This is a genomic window from Streptomyces globosus (assembly GCF_003325375.1).
In the GTDB taxonomy this organism is placed as follows: Bacteria; Actinomycetota; Actinomycetes; order Streptomycetales; family Streptomycetaceae; genus Streptomyces; species Streptomyces globosus_A.
Genome location: NZ_CP030862.1, coordinates 6,304,831 through 6,321,795, shown reverse-complemented (window position 1 = coordinate 6,321,795; position 16,965 = coordinate 6,304,831). Strand labels below are relative to the sequence as shown.

The following is a 16,965-nucleotide window of genomic DNA, read 5'->3' as shown; positions in this document are numbered from 1 at the left end:
GAAGGTGCACACCGCGCCATATGTGCATACGATCCCAATAGTCCGATTGGGTGCTTCCCGAGGAGTTGACGACGGGATGAGCAAAGAGCAGAACCAGGACCTCCGGCGCGCCGCGAAGGGCCAGGAGCCGCCCGGACCGCCCCCCTCCAAGGGCCACGGCTTTGCCGGCCCCGTACGCAGCAAGGTCAAGGGCGGCGCACACACGAAGGCGGACCTGAAGCGCGCAGGCGCCCCGGTAGGCGACCGCATAGGCGAACGCACAAGGGGCCTGAGCTAGCCGCCGCCCACCCCTGACCCTTCCGGCCCCGCCCCCGGGGCCCGGAAGGGCTTCCTCGTGCCCGCCCCCAGGGGGGCGCACGTGCACGACGGCCGCCGTTCGGCGTGATCGGCACCGCGCGGTACCTCCCCGAAGAGCCTGCAACTAACGCTAATGTTGCTAACTACAGTGTTAGTAACTTTGGCATCGGCGATGCTGGGGAGGCGCGGCATGGCAGATTTCGTGGGCAGGCGGCACGAGCTCGAGACGCTGGATCGCGAGCTGGGCAAGGTGGCCGCCGGGGTCGGTGGGGAGCGGCCGGGGCGGTGCGTGATGCTTCGAGGGCGCCGCCGGGTGGGCAAGTCGCGGTTGGTGGAGCGGTTCGCCGAGAGGTCCGGTGCGCCGTTCCTCTTCTATGCCGCCACGGGGGCGTCGCCGGGGGCTGACCTGGAGCGGTTCAGCCAGGATGCGCACGTGTCCAGCCTTCCGCTGGCGAATCTGCTGTCCGCGGCCCGCCCGGCGAGTTGGGATGCGGCCTTCGACGTGCTGGCGGCGGCCCTTCCGCACGACCGGGCGAGCGTGGTGGTCATGGACGAGGTGCCCTATCTGATGGATGCGGAAGGCGCCTTCGAAGGCATGCTCCAGCGGGCCTGGGACCGAGTGCTGGAGAAGAAGCCGGTTCTGCTGGTTCTCATCGGTTCCGACCTGTCGATGATGGAGGCGCTGAACAGCTATGGACGCCCGTTCCATCAGCGTGGACGGGAGATGGTTCTGGGTCCGCTCAACCCGGCGGAGGTGGGCGAGATGCTCGGCCTCGATCCTGCCTCGGCCTTCGATGCGGCCTTGATCACCGGTGGACTGCCTCTGATCTGTGCGGAGTGGACGCACGGCGCCGGGATGTGGGAGTTCCTGCAGGCGGCGCTCAGTGATCCGGTCTCGGCCTTGCTGGTGTCGGCGGAGCGCTCACTTGCAGCGGAGTTCCCCCAGCAGGTCCAGGCACGCACCGTCCTCTCGGCGATCGGCAGCGGTGAGCGGACGTTCTCCAACATTGCCCGCGCCGCCGGCGGGATCGGGGCGACCCCGCTACAGCGGTCGCTGGGGATTCTCGCGGACAAGCGGGTGATCGCGGCAGAGCTTCCCGTGTCCACGCGGCCTTCGAAGGATCGCCGCTACCGGGTCGCGGATCCCTACCTCCGCTTCTGGCTGAAGCTCCTGGGTCCGGCGATGGAGGAGATCGAGCGGGGCCGGGGTGACCTGACGCTGCAGCGCATCCGTGAAAACTGGACCAGCTGGCGTGGCAGGGCCATTGAACCTCTGGTGCGCGACGCGCTGGCACGGCTGCTTCCCGATGCGAACCTCCCGGCTGCCCCCGCCATCGGCGGTTACTGGACCCGCACCAACGATGTGGAGATCGACATCGTGGGAGCGGACCGCGCGCCTATCGCCAAGGAGCTGTTGTTCGTCGGCTCGGTGAAGTGGCTGGAGAACTCCCCGTTCGACCGGCACGATCTCGCGGCGCTGCACCGACACCGTGCCGCGCTCACGGATGCTCCCGTGCCTGTCATCGCTGTCTCGCGCAGCGGGACCGACTGCGCGGGGCTCGACGCTGCGTACGGCCCGGCGGAACTCCTCGCGGCGTGGTCCTCCTGAGATGCCGGATACGCGTGGGATGCCGTCCTCCGCTCACGCAAACGGCCCCGGACGAGGAGTCCGAGGCCGAGCAGGAGCCCTCCCTGGGGGAGTAATCCCAGGTCAGAGCGGTAACGCGTTGTGCCCCCGGCAGGATTCGAACCTGCGACACCCGCTTTAGGAGAGCGGTGCTCTATCCCCTGAGCTACGAAGGCGTGCTCGTGGACGCGGTCCGTGAGGACCTGGCCACCGGCGCAAGTGTAGCGGGTGGGGTGCGGTGCGTACCGGGAGATCTTGGTCGGGGCCCGCGAACGTGCCGGATATCTCCTGGCCGGCGCGTTCGCGGACCCCGGGGGTCAGCGCCTGTCGTAGATGCCGAAGAGGTCGACGACCAGGTCGACCGGCTCCCAGCTGCGGTTCCAGAAGTCGACGATGCCGTCGGGGCCCGTGCCCGTCTGGGCGAGGTTCGAGACCGTCGCGCCCTTCGTCCAGTTCAGGTTCGAGGACTGCGGGGGCTGCGGGGTGGTCGCCGTGCCCTGGTCGTACTGCAGCCGGGTGTTCGGGTCCGGGGCGATCGAAAGGTGGCCGCTGCCGGTGGTGTTGGTCACCGTCGCGTTCACCACGGCCGCCTCCGGTGCCGACTTGCCCGCCGGGATCCGCTGGTGCAGGAAGTCGAAGGACTTGACCTGCCACCACTCGCGGGAGTCGTGCAGGCGGGTCGGCGTGACCGGCAGGTAGGCGGCCTTGCCGTCGGCGCTGTAGTGGCCGACGACGTCCACGATCACGTCGGCCCCGCCCCAGGAGCCGTTGCGGATCTCGATCCGGCCGTCGGGGCCGACCGGGACGATCACCGAGTTGGCGACGGTCTGCCCGGCCGTGAAGTTGAGGTTCGACGTGGCCGGCGCCTGCTGCCCGCTCGGGAAGAGCGTCAGGTGGCCCGCCTCCCGCGGGTCGGTCACCGTGACGTTCAGGGCCACCGCCGTGACGCCCTTCGGCGGGACGCCGCCCGCGCCCGCGATCTGCACGGCGAACGTCGACTGGCCGGCGGCCGGGCCCCGTGCCGCGCCCAGCCCCTCGCGGGTGTCGACGAGGCGCGTCGGGGCGAGCGAGGTGTAGCCGGCTGCCGCGGAGCGGGTGAAGTAGCCGGTGACGTCCGCGAGCAGGTCCGTGGTGCCGTCGCTGTGGTTGGACAGTTCGATGTGGCCGTCCTCGCTCACCGGGACGACCGCCAGGTTCGGGACGGTCTGCCCCGCCGCGAAGTTGAGGTTCGACGTGGCCGGGCGGTCGGTGCCCGCGGCGTACGCGCTGACGTGCCCGGCGGCCCTGGTGTTGGTGGCCGTGAGGTTGAGCGCCACGGCGGACACGCCGGCCGGGATGCCGCGGGTGCCGGCGACCTTCACGCGGGTCGTCCCGTACGCGGGGACGGGCCGGGCGCCCGCCGCGCCGGTGCCGTCGCGGGTGTCCAGCAGCCGGGTCGGGGCGTGCGGGGTGAACTCGGAGCCGGCCACGACGACGTCGAGGGTGTTCGTCGTCTTCAGGCCGCTGCGGATGTCCTCCGCGGTGAGGGTGACCTTGTGGGCGCCGACTTCCGCGTACGTGTGGTTCAGGTGGAGGAAGGGGTAGGCGGCGTCGGAGAGGACGACCTCCGTCTCCTTGTTGCCGTCGCCCCAGTCGACGTTCACGAGGGCCCCGGTCGGCAGGTCGCTGATGATCATTACGTACGCGGTGAGCATGATCCCCCGCGCCGTGGTGTGGCTCGCGCCCATCTCGACGGACAGGTACGGGTCGCCCGCCGCCGCGTTCGCGCCCCCCTGCGCCGACGCCTTGCCGCCGGACTGCCCCTTGGCGGCGACGGAGCGCTCGGCCGGGCTGAAGAACGGCGACTTGCGCAGCTCGGCCCGTGCCGCGTCGGCCTTACCTGCGGCCCCGGCCTTCTCTGCGGCCCCGGCCTTCCCCGTGGCCGCAGCCGGCGGCGTCGGCTCCGCCGCCTGCACCGTGGCCGGTACGAGGCCCACGGCTGCCGCGGCGGCCGCGGCGGAGATCATGATGCGGTGACGGTGCACCGGCCCCCCAGTAGTTCTTGAACTTGTTCAAACAGTCAAGATCAGACTACCGGGTCCCGGCGGCAGCCCCCGCCCGGGGTCACGGCCGCGCGATGCGGACCTGGAAGCTGCCGTCGCGCAGTTCGCCGACCACCGAGATGCTGATGCCCTCCTCCTCGTCCGTGAACGTCTCGCCCGGCCGGTACGGGGCGTCCGACAGCTCCCCGTGGACGTTCGGCCGGCGTGTGCAGCCGCCGCTGCCGACCGCGCTGTCGACCACCGTGACCGGGCCCCGCCCCGTGTCCACCTCCGAGTCGACCTTGTAGACCAGTACGCCCGGCTTGCACACCGTCTCGTCGTTGCCCGCCTGCGTGCGGACCTCCACCGCGTACCCCGTGGTCGCCGACAGCGGGACGAAGGCCAGCTTCACGCCTCCCCCGACCGCCAGCGGCGTCAGCACGTGGTCGCTCGTGCCGGGCTTCGACGCGCAGCTGATCTGCGAGCCGTCCAGCCAGCCGAGCTTCCACTTGTGCCAGCCCAGCAGGTCGTTGTTGGAGCCCCAGTCCTCGCTCATGATGTCCCAGTGCCCGACCGCGCCGCCGCCGTCGGCCGTGTACAGGTCGGGCAGGCCGAAGACGTGCCCGTTCTCGTGCGGCAGGACCCGGTAGCCGGTCTCCCGGTAGGTGCCGGAGCCGTCGTCCTGCCGGCTGTAGACGAACGACGTGTTCGCCAGCGGCACGCCGTCCGCGACCGGCGCGTCCCCGTTGCCGGAGAACGTCACCGACAGCACCGTGTCGAGCGCCGACGGGCCCGCGTTCGGCGTGACCAGGATGTTCACCAGGTCGTACCGGCTGAAGTCCACCTCCGGGTCGGCCGCGCTCACGATGTGCTCGACGAGCTGCCGGTACCCGGGCTCGTACGGGGACCCGCGCCCGATCCCGTACGCGGCGAACGGCATCGGCATCCTCAGCCAGCTCTTCACCGGCGCCTCGGGGCGGTAGGTGAGCCGGCCGTAGGAGCTGGTGCGGAACCAGTCGGAGGTCTGCGGGAAGAACTCCGCCATCCGGTCCAGCGCCGTGCCCTCGCCCTTGGCGTCCGGGAAGTCGATCATCAGGTTGAGGGCGCGGACCTCGCCGGTCGAGCGGGAGTACCCGGGCGGCGTCGGCAGCCCCTCCGACATCTGGACGCCCGGCGCGCCGCTGATCCGGCACGGGGCCAGAGCCGACTCCGCGGTCGCCGCCGTCGGCCCGGACGCCGAGTGGTGGCGGCCGGAGATCCCGCTGCTGGCGGTCGCGGTGATGCCGAGGGCGAGGGCGGTCAGGCCGATGTAGGCGCCGGCGCGGTGGGGTCTGCGTATCCGGTGGCGGGTCTGCGCCATGGGGATCGCCTTCCGCTCCGCGGCAGCCGGCCGGGCCCGTGCTGCACTCCGTGCGCTCACCCTCCGCCGGGCGCGCCGGGCCCGCGCGCCGGGTGCGGCCGAACGGGAACAGCCGTGTGGTGCGGCTCACACGGGAGGGTGAAATAACCGGGGAGCGGATCCCCGTTTGCACTCGTGTCCCCCAAACGGGGATCCGGTCCCCGTTTCGGTTCTCCCGGTTCGCGGGTGCCGGTGCCCAGGTGTTCGTACGCCGCCCCCCGCGGGCGGGCGGAGCCGTTCGAGGAAGGCCCCTGATGCAGCGCACCGCCGTCTCCGCCGACGCGCCCGCGCGCGCTCCCCGTCCGCGCGCGGATGCCGTGCGCAACCGGGAGCGGATCCTCACCGCGGCGCGGGAGGTGTTCGTGGAGCTGGGCTCGGGGGCCCCGTTCGACGAGGTCGCCCGCCGGGCGGGCGTCGGCAACGCCACCCTCTACCGGCACTTCCCCGACCGGGCCGAACTCGTCCACCACGTCGTGCTGTTCGTGATGGGCCGGGTCACGGCCGAGGTGCGCAACGCGCTCGCCGAGGAGCCCGACGCGTTCGCCGCGCTGTGCCGCTTCACGCACACCGCCGCCGACGAGCGGATCGGCGCCCTGTGCGCCATGCTCGGCAGTGGCTTCGACCGCGAGCACCCCGAACTCCTCGCCGCCAACGGCATGTTGACCGAGGCCGTCGCGTCCCTGATGGACGCCGGGCGGCGTGCGGGTCTCGTCCGCGGCGACGTCGGTCCCGGCGACCTGATGGTCGCGCTGTCCCAGCTCAGCCGCCCCCTGCCGGACGCCTCCTGCGTCAGCGTGGACGCCTTCGTCCACCGCCACCTCCAGATCTTCCTCGACGGGCTGCGCGCCCCGGGGGCCTCCGAACTCCCTGGCGCCCCCGCGACGTTCGAGGACCTCAGGCAGAAAACCGAGTGACGCCGCAGGCTCCGGCCCGCTAGCGTCACAAAAGCCGCTTGTTTCATCATTTCCGCCATTCCGTACACCGAAGTGGGTACCCCCATGCCGAAAACAGCCGACACCGCCGATCCGCTCGGGGCGGCGGCCCCCGATCCCAACCGCTGGAAGGCGCTCGTCTTCATCGCGCTGGCGCAGCTGATGGTCGTCCTCGACGCGACGATCGTGAACATCGCGCTGCCCTCCGCCCAGGCCGACCTCGGCATCTCCGACGGCAACCGCCAGTGGGTCATCACCGCCTACGCGCTCGCCTTCGGCGGACTGCTGCTCTTCGGCGGCCGCATCGCCGACAAGTGGGGCCGCCGCAACGCCTTCGTCGTCGGACTGATCGGCTTCGCCCTGGCCTCCGCGCTCGGCGGCGCCGCCACCGGCGAGGCGATGATGCTCGGCGCCCGCGCCCTCCAGGGCGCCTTCGGCGCGCTGCTCGCCCCGGCCGCGCTCTCGCTGCTCGCCGTGATGTTCACCGACGGCGCCGAGCGGGCCAAGGCGTTCGGCATCTACGGCGCGATCGCGGGCGGCGGCGGCGCGGTCGGCCTGATCCTCGGCGGGTTCCTCACCGAGTACCTGGACTGGCGCTGGACGTTCTTCGTGAACATCCCGTTCGCCGTCGTCGCGGCCGTGGGCGCCTGGCTCGTCGTGCGGGAGCCCGCCGGCGGCCGCAACCGGGCCCCGCTGGACCTGCCGGGTGTCCTGGTGTCCACGCTCGGCCTGGTCGTGCTCGTGTACGGGTTCACGCGCGCCGAGTCGGCCGGCTGGTCGGACGCGTGGACGATCCGCATGTTCGTGGCGTCGGTGGTGCTGCTCGGCGCGTTCGTCCTGGTCGAGGCGCGGGTGAAGTCCCCGCTGCTGCCGCTGCGCGTCCTGCTGGAGCGCAACCGCGGCGGCGTCTACCTCTCGCTGGGCCTGGCCGTCATCGCGATGTTCGGGCTGTTCCTCTTCCTCACCTACTACCTGCAGGTCGTGAAGGGGTACTCGCCGGTGAAGACCGGCTTCGCGTTCCTGCCGATGATCGCCGGCATGATCACGGGCTCCACGCAGATCGGCGCCCGCCTGATGAACCGCGTCCCGCCGCGGCTGCTGATGGGCCCCGGCTTCCTCGTCGCCGCGACCGGCATGCTGCTGCTGACACAGCTGGAGGTCGACTCCTCGTACACCGGGCTGATCCTGCCGGCGCAGCTGCTGCTGGGCCTGGGCATGGGCACCGCGTTCATGCCGGCGATGTCGCTGTCCACGCACGGTGTGGCCGCGGCCGACGCGGGTGTCGCCTCCGCCATGGTCAACACCTCGCAGCAGGTGGGCGGCGCGATCGGCACCGCCCTGCTGAACACCATCGCCGCGTCGGCGACGACCGCGTACCTCGTGGACCATGCGGGCGAGGCCGCCGCGGGCGGGGCCGCGGCCGGGCTGGTCCAGGCGCAGGCCATGGTGGAGGGCTACGCGGCCGCCATCTGGTGGGCGGTGGGCATCCTCGCCGCGAGCGCGGCCGTGGCACTGGCGCTGATCAACACCGGTCGTCCCGGCGCCGGCGGCCCGGTCGCCTCCGGTTCCGGCCGCGGCGCCGACGCGGAGGTCAAGGTTCCGGTGATCGCCCACTGACGGGCGCCTGGGTGCCCCGGGAATGACCGACGGCCCCGCGTTGTTCAAATTTGAACGACGCGGGGTTCGTCCTGTCCAGCCTTGTCCTTGTCCCCGGCCCCGCGCCCGCGAACGAGGAGCACCGCCGTGACCGCCACCCCGCACCCCGCCGCCGCCCCGGCCCAGGACCCGGCCCCCGCCCGCATGCCGGCCCTGTACCTCAGCCACGGCGCCCCGCCCCTGGCCGACGACCCGCTCTGGCCGGCCGAGCTGGCCGCCTGGTCTGCCGCCCTGCCGCGCCCGCGCGCCGTCCTCGTGGTCTCCGCCCACTGGGAGGAGGCCCCGCTGGCGCTCGGCGCCACCGAGACCGTCCCGCTCGTGTACGACTTCTGGGGCTTCCCCGAGCACTACTACCGGGTCCGCTACGGGGCCCCCGGCGCCCCGGATCTCGCCGCGTCCGTACGGGCGCTGCTGCACGCCCCCGGCATGCCGGTCCAGGACGCCCCGGACCGCGGCCTCGACCACGGCGCGTACGTCCCCCTCGTCGAGATGTACCCCGACGCCGACATACCGGTCCTCCAGGCCTCCATGCCGACCCTGGACCCCGGGCGGCTGATGGAGATCGGCCGCCGGCTCGCCCCGCTGCGCGACGAGGGCGTCCTGATCGTCGGCAGCGGCTTCTTCACCCACAACCTGGCCGCGCTCCGGCACACCGGGCCCGGCGTCCCCGCCTGGTCGGCGGAGTTCGACGCATGGGGCCGGGAGGCCCTCGACGCAGGCGACGTCGACGCCCTGCTCGACTTCGAGGCCAAGGCTCCGGCCGGCCGCCTGGCCCACCCGCGCACGGAGCACTTCGCGCCCCTCTTCGTCACCCTCGGTGCCGCGGACGCCGCCGGCGACCTCGGCCGCCGCTCGGACACGGTGGACGGCTTCTGGATGGGCCTGTCGAAGCGCTCCGTCCAGTTCGGCTGAGCCCGGTCGGCTGCCGCCCCGGGTGTTCGGCGGGCGCGGGGCAACCGGACGGGCCCGGACGGCGTCTCCAGGAGCGGGGGCAACGACCCGGTGCAGCGCCGCCCCGACGGTCCCCGCCCCCGCTCTGACCTGCATCTCTTCGCGATCCGGAAACGCCGCCGAGCCTGCTCTGGGCAGGGCGGCGGGGCAGGATACTGCAAGATCGCGAAAAACATCGACCGGCGTGGGAATTCTGTCCCGATTCCAGTCGTTGTTTCCATCGGAAGCGGGCACTCGGGAGAGTGTCCGGGGACGCGCAGCCGCGTTCCAGCAGCCGCACCGCGACCTAACACTTTGCAAGGGAGCACGCATGGCAACCCGCGCCGTCGCCCGCAACGAGTCCACGGGCAGTGCCCGCGCAGCGGGCGGGGAGATCGCCGACCGCGACCTGGTCGGCATGTACCTGGACGAGATCGCGCGCACCCCGCTGCTCGACGCGGCCAAGGAAGTGGAGCTCTCGCAGATCATCGAGGCCGGCGTGTACGCGCGGGAGATCCTCGAAGGCGGCGTGGAGCGCAAGGGCGCCGGCCCCTCCCGCGAGGAGCTGGAGGCCCTCGTCGCCGAGGGCGAGCGCGCCAAGGAGGTCTTCATCCGCTCCAACCTGCGCCTCGTCGTCGCCGTCGCCCGCCGCTACCCGCGCAGCGGCCTGCCCCTCCTCGACCTGATCCAGGAGGGCAACGCCGGCCTGGTGCGCGCCGTGGAGAAGTTCGACTACACCAAGGGCTTCAAGTTCTCCACGTACGCGACGTGGTGGATCCGCCAGGCCATCACCCGCTCCATCGCCGACCAGTCCCGCACCATCCGCCTGCCCGTCCACCTCGTCGAGGAGCTCGGCCGGATCCGCCGTGTCCAGCGGGAGTTCAACCGGGAGAACGGCCGCGACCCGGAGCACGCGGAGATCGCCGCCGAGCTGGACACGACCGAGAAGCGCGTCGGCGACGTCCTGGACTGGGCCCGGGACCCGGTCAGCCTGAACATGTCCGTGGACGACGAGGGCGAGACCCAGTTCGGCGACCTCCTGGAGGACACCTCCGCCATCTCCCCCGAGCAGTCCGTCCTCTCCCTGCTGCGCAGCGAGGAGCTGGAGGACCTGCTGGGCAAGCTCGACCAGCGCACGGCGTCGATCATCAAGATGCGGTACGGCATAGACGACGGCCGCGAGCGGACCCTGACGGAGGTCGGCAAGCAGCACGGCCTGACCCGCGAGCGAATCCGCCAGATCGAGAAGCACGCCCTCCTGGAGCTGAAGCGCATGGCCCACGACACCGGCTTCGACGCCGTGGCCTGACGCCCCCGCCGCGCCGCACCCCCGCCCCCGGCCCGCCGGGGGCGGCGCCGCACCCTGCGCCCGACCGGGAAGCCGCGCGGGCCAGGGCCGGCCGGCCGACGTGCAGCCGGGATCGGGGCTGTCCGGGCCGTACCCCGGCTGCTCGTCGTCTTCGCCTACGCGTCCGGCCTGGTGGTCCCGCGCCGCTCCTGACCCGTCCCCGCCCCCGCCGCCAGCCGGTCGGCGAGGCCGCGGGCGGCCGCCGCGAGGGAGGCCGGCCCGTGCACCGTGAAGGGCAGTCCCGTCAGGGCCAGCCGCGCCGCGACCCACTCCGCGGCGTCCCCGCTCTCGAACCGCGCCCGGCAGCGCCCGGCGTCCCCGGGCTCAGGGGAGACCTCGGCGTGCGTCTGAAGCCACTGCGGCAGCTCCTGCGCCGGCACCCCGAAGGAGACCTCCACCTCGTACGTCTCCCGCCCCCGCAGCCCCCGCCGTACGAAGTCCACGGCGTCCATCGGCAGCTCGCGCGGCGTGAAGCGGGCCCCCGTCGGGAACGGGTCGGCGACCCGGTCCACCCGGAAGGTCCGCCAGTCGTCCCGCTCCAGGTCGTACGCCACCAGATACCAGCGGCTGCCCGTGCTCACCAGCCGGTACGGCTCCACCAGCCGCTTCGTGTGCGCGCCGTCCCGGTCCCGGTAGGCGAACCGCAGCCGCTCCGGCCCGGCCACCGCGGCCGCCATCGCCGTCAGCGTCCGCGGGTCCACGGTCGCGCCGTCCCCGCGGGTCACGGCGATCGTCGCGGACTGCAGCGCCCCCACCCGGTGCCGCAGCCGCCCCGGCAGGACCTGCTCCAGCTTGGCGAGCGCCCGTACGGACGCCTCCTCCACCCCCTCGATCGCGTGCCCGGCCCCCGCCCGAAGCCCCACGGCGATGGCGACGGCCTCCTCGTCGTCCAGCAGCAGCGGCGGCATCGCCGCGCCCGCCACCAGCCGGTAGCCGCCCTCGGCGCCGAGCGTCGCCTCCACGGGGTAGCCGAGCTCCCGCAGCCGGTCGATGTCGCGGCGGATGGTGCGCGTACTCACCCGAAGTCGGCCGGCCAGTTCGCTGCCGGGCCACTCGCGCGGGGTCTGCAGCAGGGACAGCAGGGTCAGCAGTCGTGCCGGAGTGTCGGTCATGGCAACCAGCCTGCCAGCGAAATAGGACACGAACGGACCTACATCCCGTCTAGGTTCTTCCCATGACCGAGACGACCACGACATCGCCCGGAACCGACGACGGGCCCGCACGAGAGAAGCGGAACACCGACCTTCCCGACCTTTCCGACACCGGCGCCGACTCCGCCGCCCCCGCCGCCGACCGCCGCCGCTGGCTGGCGCTCGCCATCGTGATGACCGCCGCCTTCATGGACCTGGTCGACGTCACGATCGTCAACATCGCGATACCTTCCATGCGCGGCGACTTCGGCGCCTCCACGAGCGCCATCCAGTGGATCACCGCCGGCTACGCCCTCGCCTTCGCCGCGGGCCTGATCACCGGCGGCCGTCTCGGCGACATCTACGGCCGCAAGCGGCTCTTCCTCGTCGGCATCGCCGGCTTCACCGCCGCCTCGCTGCTCTGCGGCATCGCCCCCACCCCCGACGTGCTGGTCGCCGCCCGCATCCTCCAGGGCGCCATGGCCTCGCTGATGGTCCCGCAGGTGCTGGCGATCATCCACGTCACCTTCCCGCCGCACGAGCGCGGCAAGGTCTTCGGCATGTTCGGCGCCATCGTCGGCCTCGGCGCCGTCTCCGGCCCGATGCTCGGCGCCCTGCTGACCCAGTGGAACCTCTTCGGCCTCGAATGGCGCCCGATCTTCCTGATCAACCTGCCCGTCGGCATCGCCGGAGTGCTCCTCGGCCGGGCGTTCATCACCGAGTCCAAGGCCCCGCGGGCCCTGCGCCTCGACCTCGTCGGCGTCGTCCTGGCCACCCTCGGCCTGGTCATGCTGATCTTCCCGCTCACCCACGGCCGGGAGAACGACTGGCCGCTGTGGGGCTTCGTGTCCATGATCGCGGCGCCGTTCGTCTTCCTCGCCTTCGTCGCCTACGAGAAGCACAAGATCCGCAAGGACGGCTCACCGCTGGTCGAGCTCTCCCTGTTCAAGATCCGCAGCTTTGCGGGCGGTATCGCCGTCCAGCTCACCTTCGGCCTGGCGACCGGCATCTTCTTCCTGGTCTGGACGCTGTACATGCAGGTCGGCCTCGGCTGGAGCGCCCTGCGCGCCGGCACCACCGGCATCCCGTTCTCCATCGCCGTCTCCGTGGCCGCGGGCCTCTCCGTGCAGAAGCTCGTGCCCCGCTTCGGCCGCAAGGTCCTCCAGGCGGGCGCGCTCACCATGGCCGCGGGCATCCTGCTCTACATCTGGGAGTCCGAGCACTACGGCATGGCCATCACCTCCTGGCAGATGGCGGCGCCGCTGGTCGTCATGGGCGCCGGCATGGGCCTGATCGTCGCCCCGCTCACCGACACCGTGCTCTCCGAGGTCCCGCGCGAGCACGCCGGCTCCGCCTCGGGCCTGGTCAACACCACCGGCCAGATGGGCAACGCCCTCGGCCTCGGCCTCACCTCGGTCGTCTTCTTCGGGCTGATCGACGACGACAACGCCTTCGGCGCCCCGTACGTCGAGGCCTTCCGCGGCGCCCTGTGGTGGATCGCGGCCGTCCTCGTCCTGATCTTCGCGGTGATGTTCACGCTGCCCCGCAGGTCGCTCCCCGCACAGGAGGGCGAAGGCGGCGAACAGGCCGCGGTCGGGGCTGCGGGCACTGCGGAGAAGGTCCCGGCGGCCTGACCCGGCTGCCGGCCCCCCTGTGACGGGCATGTCCGCTCCCGAGCGGACATGCCCGTTCCCGCTTCCCGCAGGGACCCGCAGCCCCCGGGGGAGCGGCCGCCGTCAGCCGTGGGCGCGGACCTCCATCGCCCCGCGGGCGGCCGCCTCCGTCGCGTACACCTCGCACATGTGGCGCCCGTCCGGCGTCGCCGTGTGCTCGACCTCCCACAGGCTGACCTCGCTCCCGTCGAGCAGCAGGAACGCGTGCTCGTACAGCCGGAAGCCGGCGTCCCGGCCGTCAGCGAGGCACTGCCGGGTGCCGAACGCCTGCGTGATCCGGTGGGCGTACGCAGAGCGCAGCAGCTCCGCCGCCTCGGGCCCGGGCCGGTCCGGGTTCTCGGCCCGCCGCAGCACCCGCCGTGCATGGTCGGCGGACTGGTCCACCGCGTACTCCCGGTGCCGCTGATCCGCCGTCGGCGGGCCGAACAGAGCGCCGAGGGCCGCCGCCTCCGCGTCGCCCTCCTCCTCCACCGCGGCGAACACGCCCTCCAGCGCCGGGTCGAACACCGGTTGCGCGGCGGCCTCGCCGAACAGCCGCGCCGCGGCGAGCCTGGTCTCCTCCCGGCTGGCGAACACCTCGTGCCGCAGCTCCCGGTCGTGCTCGTGCCGGTGGACCAGTTCCCACAGCGAGGCCGACGTACCGTCGGGCAGCAGGTAGGTGTGCCTGTGGATCTCCCGCCACCGCCCCGCCGCAGGACTGTGGGCGGTGGTGTGGAGCGAAGAACTGTGGGCGAGCGCCGACCCGAGGCGCTCGACCAACCGGTCGGGCAGGTCATAGGAGTTGAGGGCGCGGCCCAGGAGTCGCTCGAGGTGCGCCTCGGTTGTCTCGTACGGATCGCTCAAGGTGGGTTCTCCAGGCCGTCGCAGTTAGTGACTTCGCGGGAGCACAACGTAGCCCCTGGTTCTGGCATCACGTCCGGGGTTCGGTAAAACGTCCGGGAAGCGCCGGGGGTTCCCGCCACCTTTTCAGGTCAACTTGCCTCGAAATGTGCAGGGTTCGCCCCGGTCTGTCATGAAGCGGGGGACCATGGGCCGTATGGCAACGAAAACAGTGGGCGTCCCCCGCCAGCAGGCGCGGGCCGCCACCCGTCGGCAAGGTGAACCGTCCCCGGCCCCCCGGGCGTTGGCCTGGCTGCTCGTCCTCACCGGCGCCGCCGGGGTGCTGGCCTCCTGGGTGATCACCCTCGACAAGTTCCTGCTGCTGGAGGACCCGGACTTCAAGCCGGCGTGCAGCCTCAACCCGGTGGTCTCCTGCGGCAGCGTCATGCAGAGCGACCAGGCGGCGGTCTTCGGCTTCCCCAACCCGATGCTGGGACTGGTCGCGTTCGGGGCCGTGGTGTGCGCGGGGGCGGGCCTGCTGGCCGGCGCGCGCTACCGCACCTGGTTCTGGCTGGGATTGAACGCCGGCTGCGCGTTCGGCGTCGGCTTCTGCACCTGGCTGATGGTCCAGTCCCTGTACGAGATCAACGCGCTGTGCCTGTGGTGCTGCCTGACCTGGGTCGCGACGCTGCTGATGTTCTGGGCGGTGACCGCGCACACCGTCCGCACCGGCGCGCTGCCCGCCCCCGGCCCCGTCCGCGGCTTCTTCGCCGAGTTCGCCTGGGCGCCCCCGGCCCTGCACATCGGGATCATCGGCATGCTCGTCCTGACCCGGTGGTGGGACTTCTGGACGGGCTGACGGGCGGCCCGGGGCATGCGGAGGCCCCGGCGGCCGGATGCCGCCGGGGCCTCGTCACGTCTCCACGGGCAGGGCCCGGGTGGCGGGTGAGCCAGGTCAGCTGCCGACGGAGGCGTTGCCGGACAGGACCGGGATGTTGCTCAGGATGTGGGAGAGCGGCTCGTCGCCCTTGGCCTGGGTCGAGTTCTCGACGCACTGCTGGTTCATCGGGTTGGACAGGACGTTGATGTCCTGGACGCCGACGTTGACGAGCGCGAGGATCGACTGGGCGTTGACCTTGACCGGCAGGCCGACGCAGGGCTTGTTGAGGGTGCCCTGGACCAGGCTGAGCTGCGGGCTCATGTCGCCGGCGGTCTTCTGGTTGCCGTAGATCTGCTGGGAGCCGTTGCCGTTGACGGTGTTGACCCCGTTGTCGTTGCCGATGGCCATGGCCGGAGCGGCAACGGCAGCGCCCGCACCGACGGCGGCGGCGGTGACCGCGGCGGCAGTCATGATCTTCTTGAGCATCATTGGTCCTTTTGTCGCACGAGTGCCCGCTAGTGGAGCGCCCTGGTCAACTGGCCCCGGCCCGGCTTGGTTCCGCGCCTTCACTCAAACGGCCTGCTGCCGCGGGACTTTTCCCCGGCCCGGGTGAGTCGGTTCCGGACGCCTGCGCGAAGGCCGTACGCAACCAGCAGGAATCGCGTTCAAGTGAGGGTTCCGGTTGCGTTCCGTGCAAGGACTTCTCACGGTGGGTAGCGAAGCGGATCGCTTCCGTCCGTTTTGTGTCCCCACCGAAGGAACCCCCATGCGCTCGAAGCCGTCCCGCCTCCGTGCACGCGTCCTCGTCCCGTCGGCCCTCGCGGCCGTCATACTCACCGGCGCGGCCGCACCCGCGGGCGCCGCCGACGGCGGCACGGCCGCGGACCTCCGCGAGCGGGTCGCGACGGCCAGGCAGCAGGCCGAGGAGCGCCGGGCAGCGGCCGCCGGCCCGGTCGACGACCTCCTGGCCGGGCTCACGCAGACCCTCGACGGGCTCCTGGCGTCCCTCCAGGGCCTGCTGCCGGGGGTGCAGCTGCCGCCCATCCAGCTTCCGTCGCTGCCGAGCCTGCCGGGCCTGCCGGCCATCCCCGGCCTGCCGGAGCTCCCACCGGTGGGCTCGGTGCCGGAGATCCCGGAGATCCCCGAGCTGCCGGAGATCCCTGAGATCCCTGAGATCCCCGAGGTCCCCGAGGTCCCCGAGGTCCCCGAGGTACCCGAGACCGAGGTGCCTGAGGTGCCGGAGGTGCTGCCCGCCGTCCCCAAGCGGGCCTGAGCGGCCCTCGGGCGGGGCCCCGGGGGCCGGACGGGCGGCCGGAAACCGTGCGCGGTTGCGAGCGATTGGGCTGAACAGGTCAGACCGTGCGCGGGGCCGTGTCCGTCTGGGAGGCTGGACCGTTTCTCTCGGTGTGAGCCCCGGTCGGGGCAGAACGTCGAAACAGAAGGTGCAGCTCCCATGAACTCTGCCAAGAAGGCCGCCCTGGTCCTGGCCTCCGCCGGTCTCGCCGCGGCGGGCGCCACCGGTACCGCCCTCGCCGACTCGACGGCCGAGGGTGCGGCCGTGGGCTCGCCGGGCGTGCTCTCGGGCAACCTCGTTCAGGTCCCGGTCCACGTTCCGGTGAACGTCTGCGGCAACACCGTGAACATCATCGCCCTGCTGAACCCGGCGTTCGGCAACACCTGCGTCAACGCCTGACGCCGACGCCAGCAGGACATGCGCCCGTGGGCGCCACCGGCCTCGCCGGTGGCGCCCACGGTGCGTTGCGGGGGCGGGAGGTCAGGACGCGCCGCCGTTGAGCTGGACGCCGCCGAGCAGCGGGGAGGCCTGGGTGGCCTGGTTGGCCAGGCCGAGGAGCTCGCCCGGGGCGTTGTTGCGGATCTTGTTGAGCTGCTGGGCCGTCCCCACCACCTTGTCCACGTTCTCTCCCTGCTCGGCGATGCCGTTGCCCACGGTCGTCGGGAGCTGTTCGGTGACGGGGGCGAGCGCGTCGAAGGCCTCGGTGGCGCCGCCCGTCAGGCTCATGGGGGGCATCGCGGCCGGGTTCTCGGCGGCGAACGCACCCGTGGACGCGCCGAGGGCGGCAACGGAGCCGGCGAGGACCGCGGCGACCTTCGTGAGCTTCATTTTCGAAATCCTTTTCCAGCGGTGACCGTCGCACCGCTTTGCCCTGCACAACGATTCCCCGCCGCCGCGGAAACGCGTACGAGCGCACGGCGACGGCCGGAGAATCCGGCAGGGGATTCTCCGGCCGCGGT

Annotated in this window: 16 protein-coding genes and 1 tRNA gene; 10 read left to right on the top strand and 7 right to left on the bottom strand. The window is 72.2% G+C overall.

Features of this window, described 5'->3' with window-relative positions; all coding sequences use genetic code 11:
* Positions 1 to 76: 76 nt before the first annotated feature.
* Together C0216_RS28010 and C0216_RS28005 are read left to right on the top strand one after the other, a co-directional pair.
* Positions 77 to 277 (top strand): hypothetical protein, encoded by a 201-nt coding sequence (locus C0216_RS28010; protein ID WP_114057937.1) that lies wholly within the window; start codon positions 77 to 79, stop codon positions 275 to 277.
* Positions 278 to 487: 210 nt separating this feature from the next.
* The gene (locus C0216_RS28005) at positions 488 to 1,906 is read left to right on the top strand and encodes an ATP-binding protein (protein WP_114057936.1); all 1,419 of its coding nucleotides are present in this window, start codon (positions 488 to 490) and stop codon (positions 1,904 to 1,906) included.
* Positions 1,907 to 2,027: 121 nt separating this feature from the next.
* Here the strand turns inward: C0216_RS28005 and C0216_RS28000 are convergent.
* The 3 genes from C0216_RS28000 to C0216_RS27990 all read right to left on the bottom strand — a co-directional run bounded on the left by C0216_RS28000 (position 2,028) and on the right by C0216_RS27990 (position 5,305).
* Positions 2,028 to 2,100 (bottom strand) — tRNA-Arg (locus C0216_RS28000).
* A gap of 141 nt (positions 2,101 to 2,241) precedes the next feature.
* Positions 2,242 to 3,930, bottom strand: a complete 1,689-nt coding sequence (locus C0216_RS27995) for a hypothetical protein (protein ID WP_114057935.1) — start codon at positions 3,928 to 3,930, stop codon at positions 2,242 to 2,244.
* 97 nt (positions 3,931 to 4,027) lie between these two features.
* A complete protein-coding gene (locus tag C0216_RS27990) occupies positions 4,028 to 5,305 on the bottom strand; it encodes a M6 family metalloprotease domain-containing protein (protein WP_114057934.1) in 1,278 nt (425 codons plus the stop codon).
* 293 nt (positions 5,306 to 5,598) lie between these two features.
* On the opposite strand from C0216_RS27990, the gene C0216_RS27985 reads away from it, so the two are divergent.
* The 4 genes from C0216_RS27985 (at position 5,599) to C0216_RS27970 (ending at position 10,171) form a co-directional block, all read left to right on the top strand.
* Positions 5,599 to 6,258 carry a TetR/AcrR family transcriptional regulator gene (locus tag C0216_RS27985; RefSeq protein ID WP_114057933.1) on the top strand — a complete coding sequence of 220 codons (660 nt, stop codon included), beginning with the start codon at positions 5,599 to 5,601 and terminating at the stop codon, positions 6,256 to 6,258.
* An 84-nt stretch (positions 6,259 to 6,342) separates the two neighbouring features.
* Positions 6,343 to 7,893 carry an MFS transporter gene (locus tag C0216_RS27980; RefSeq protein ID WP_114057932.1) on the top strand — a complete coding sequence of 517 codons (1,551 nt, stop codon included), beginning with the start codon at positions 6,343 to 6,345 and terminating at the stop codon, positions 7,891 to 7,893.
* 183 nt (positions 7,894 to 8,076) lie between these two features.
* Positions 8,077 to 8,844, top strand: a complete 768-nt coding sequence (locus C0216_RS27975) for a dioxygenase family protein (protein WP_114058976.1) — start codon at positions 8,077 to 8,079, stop codon at positions 8,842 to 8,844.
* A gap of 349 nt (positions 8,845 to 9,193) precedes the next feature.
* Positions 9,194 to 10,171, top strand: a complete 978-nt coding sequence (locus tag C0216_RS27970; protein WP_114057931.1) for a sigma-70 family RNA polymerase sigma factor — start codon at positions 9,194 to 9,196, stop codon at positions 10,169 to 10,171.
* 155 nt (positions 10,172 to 10,326) lie between these two features.
* On the opposite strand, the gene C0216_RS27965 is transcribed toward C0216_RS27970, so the two are convergent.
* Positions 10,327 to 11,322 carry a helix-turn-helix transcriptional regulator gene (locus C0216_RS27965; RefSeq protein WP_114057930.1) on the bottom strand — a complete coding sequence of 332 codons (996 nt, stop codon included), beginning with the start codon at positions 11,320 to 11,322 and terminating at the stop codon, positions 10,327 to 10,329.
* Positions 11,323 to 11,384: 62 nt separating this feature from the next.
* Between C0216_RS27965 and C0216_RS27960 the strand changes: the two genes are divergently transcribed.
* Positions 11,385 to 12,974, top strand: a complete 1,590-nt coding sequence (locus C0216_RS27960) for an MFS transporter (RefSeq protein ID WP_114057929.1) — start codon at positions 11,385 to 11,387, stop codon at positions 12,972 to 12,974.
* 102 nt (positions 12,975 to 13,076) lie between these two features.
* Here C0216_RS27960 and C0216_RS27955 read toward each other — a convergent pair whose 3' ends face one another.
* Positions 13,077 to 13,856 carry a DUF6227 family protein gene (locus C0216_RS27955; RefSeq protein WP_114057928.1) on the bottom strand — a complete coding sequence of 260 codons (780 nt, stop codon included), beginning with the start codon at positions 13,854 to 13,856 and terminating at the stop codon, positions 13,077 to 13,079.
* Positions 13,857 to 14,049: 193 nt separating this feature from the next.
* On the opposite strand from C0216_RS27955, the gene C0216_RS27950 reads away from it, so the two are divergent.
* Positions 14,050 to 14,691 carry a vitamin K epoxide reductase family protein gene (locus tag C0216_RS27950; RefSeq protein ID WP_162793305.1) on the top strand — a complete coding sequence of 214 codons (642 nt, stop codon included), beginning with the start codon at positions 14,050 to 14,052 and terminating at the stop codon, positions 14,689 to 14,691.
* 96 nt (positions 14,692 to 14,787) lie between these two features.
* On the opposite strand, the gene C0216_RS27945 is transcribed toward C0216_RS27950, so the two are convergent.
* The gene (locus C0216_RS27945) at positions 14,788 to 15,198 is read right to left on the bottom strand and encodes a rodlin (RefSeq protein WP_114058975.1); all 411 of its coding nucleotides are present in this window, start codon (positions 15,196 to 15,198) and stop codon (positions 14,788 to 14,790) included.
* A 280-nt stretch (positions 15,199 to 15,478) separates the two neighbouring features.
* Here C0216_RS27945 and C0216_RS27940 point away from each other — a divergent pair, with 280 nt between their 5' ends.
* Positions 15,479 to 15,985, top strand: coding sequence for a hypothetical protein (locus tag C0216_RS27940; RefSeq protein WP_114057926.1), 507 nt, complete (start codon positions 15,479 to 15,481; stop codon positions 15,983 to 15,985).
* Positions 15,986 to 16,165: 180 nt separating this feature from the next.
* Positions 16,166 to 16,405 carry a chaplin gene (locus C0216_RS27935; RefSeq protein WP_114057925.1) on the top strand — a complete coding sequence of 80 codons (240 nt, stop codon included), beginning with the start codon at positions 16,166 to 16,168 and terminating at the stop codon, positions 16,403 to 16,405.
* Between the two features lie 81 nt (positions 16,406 to 16,486).
* Here C0216_RS27935 and C0216_RS27930 read toward each other — a convergent pair whose 3' ends face one another.
* Positions 16,487 to 16,834 (bottom strand): hypothetical protein, encoded by a 348-nt coding sequence (locus C0216_RS27930; protein ID WP_114057924.1) that lies wholly within the window; start codon positions 16,832 to 16,834, stop codon positions 16,487 to 16,489.
* Positions 16,835 to 16,965: the final 131 nt, after the last annotated feature.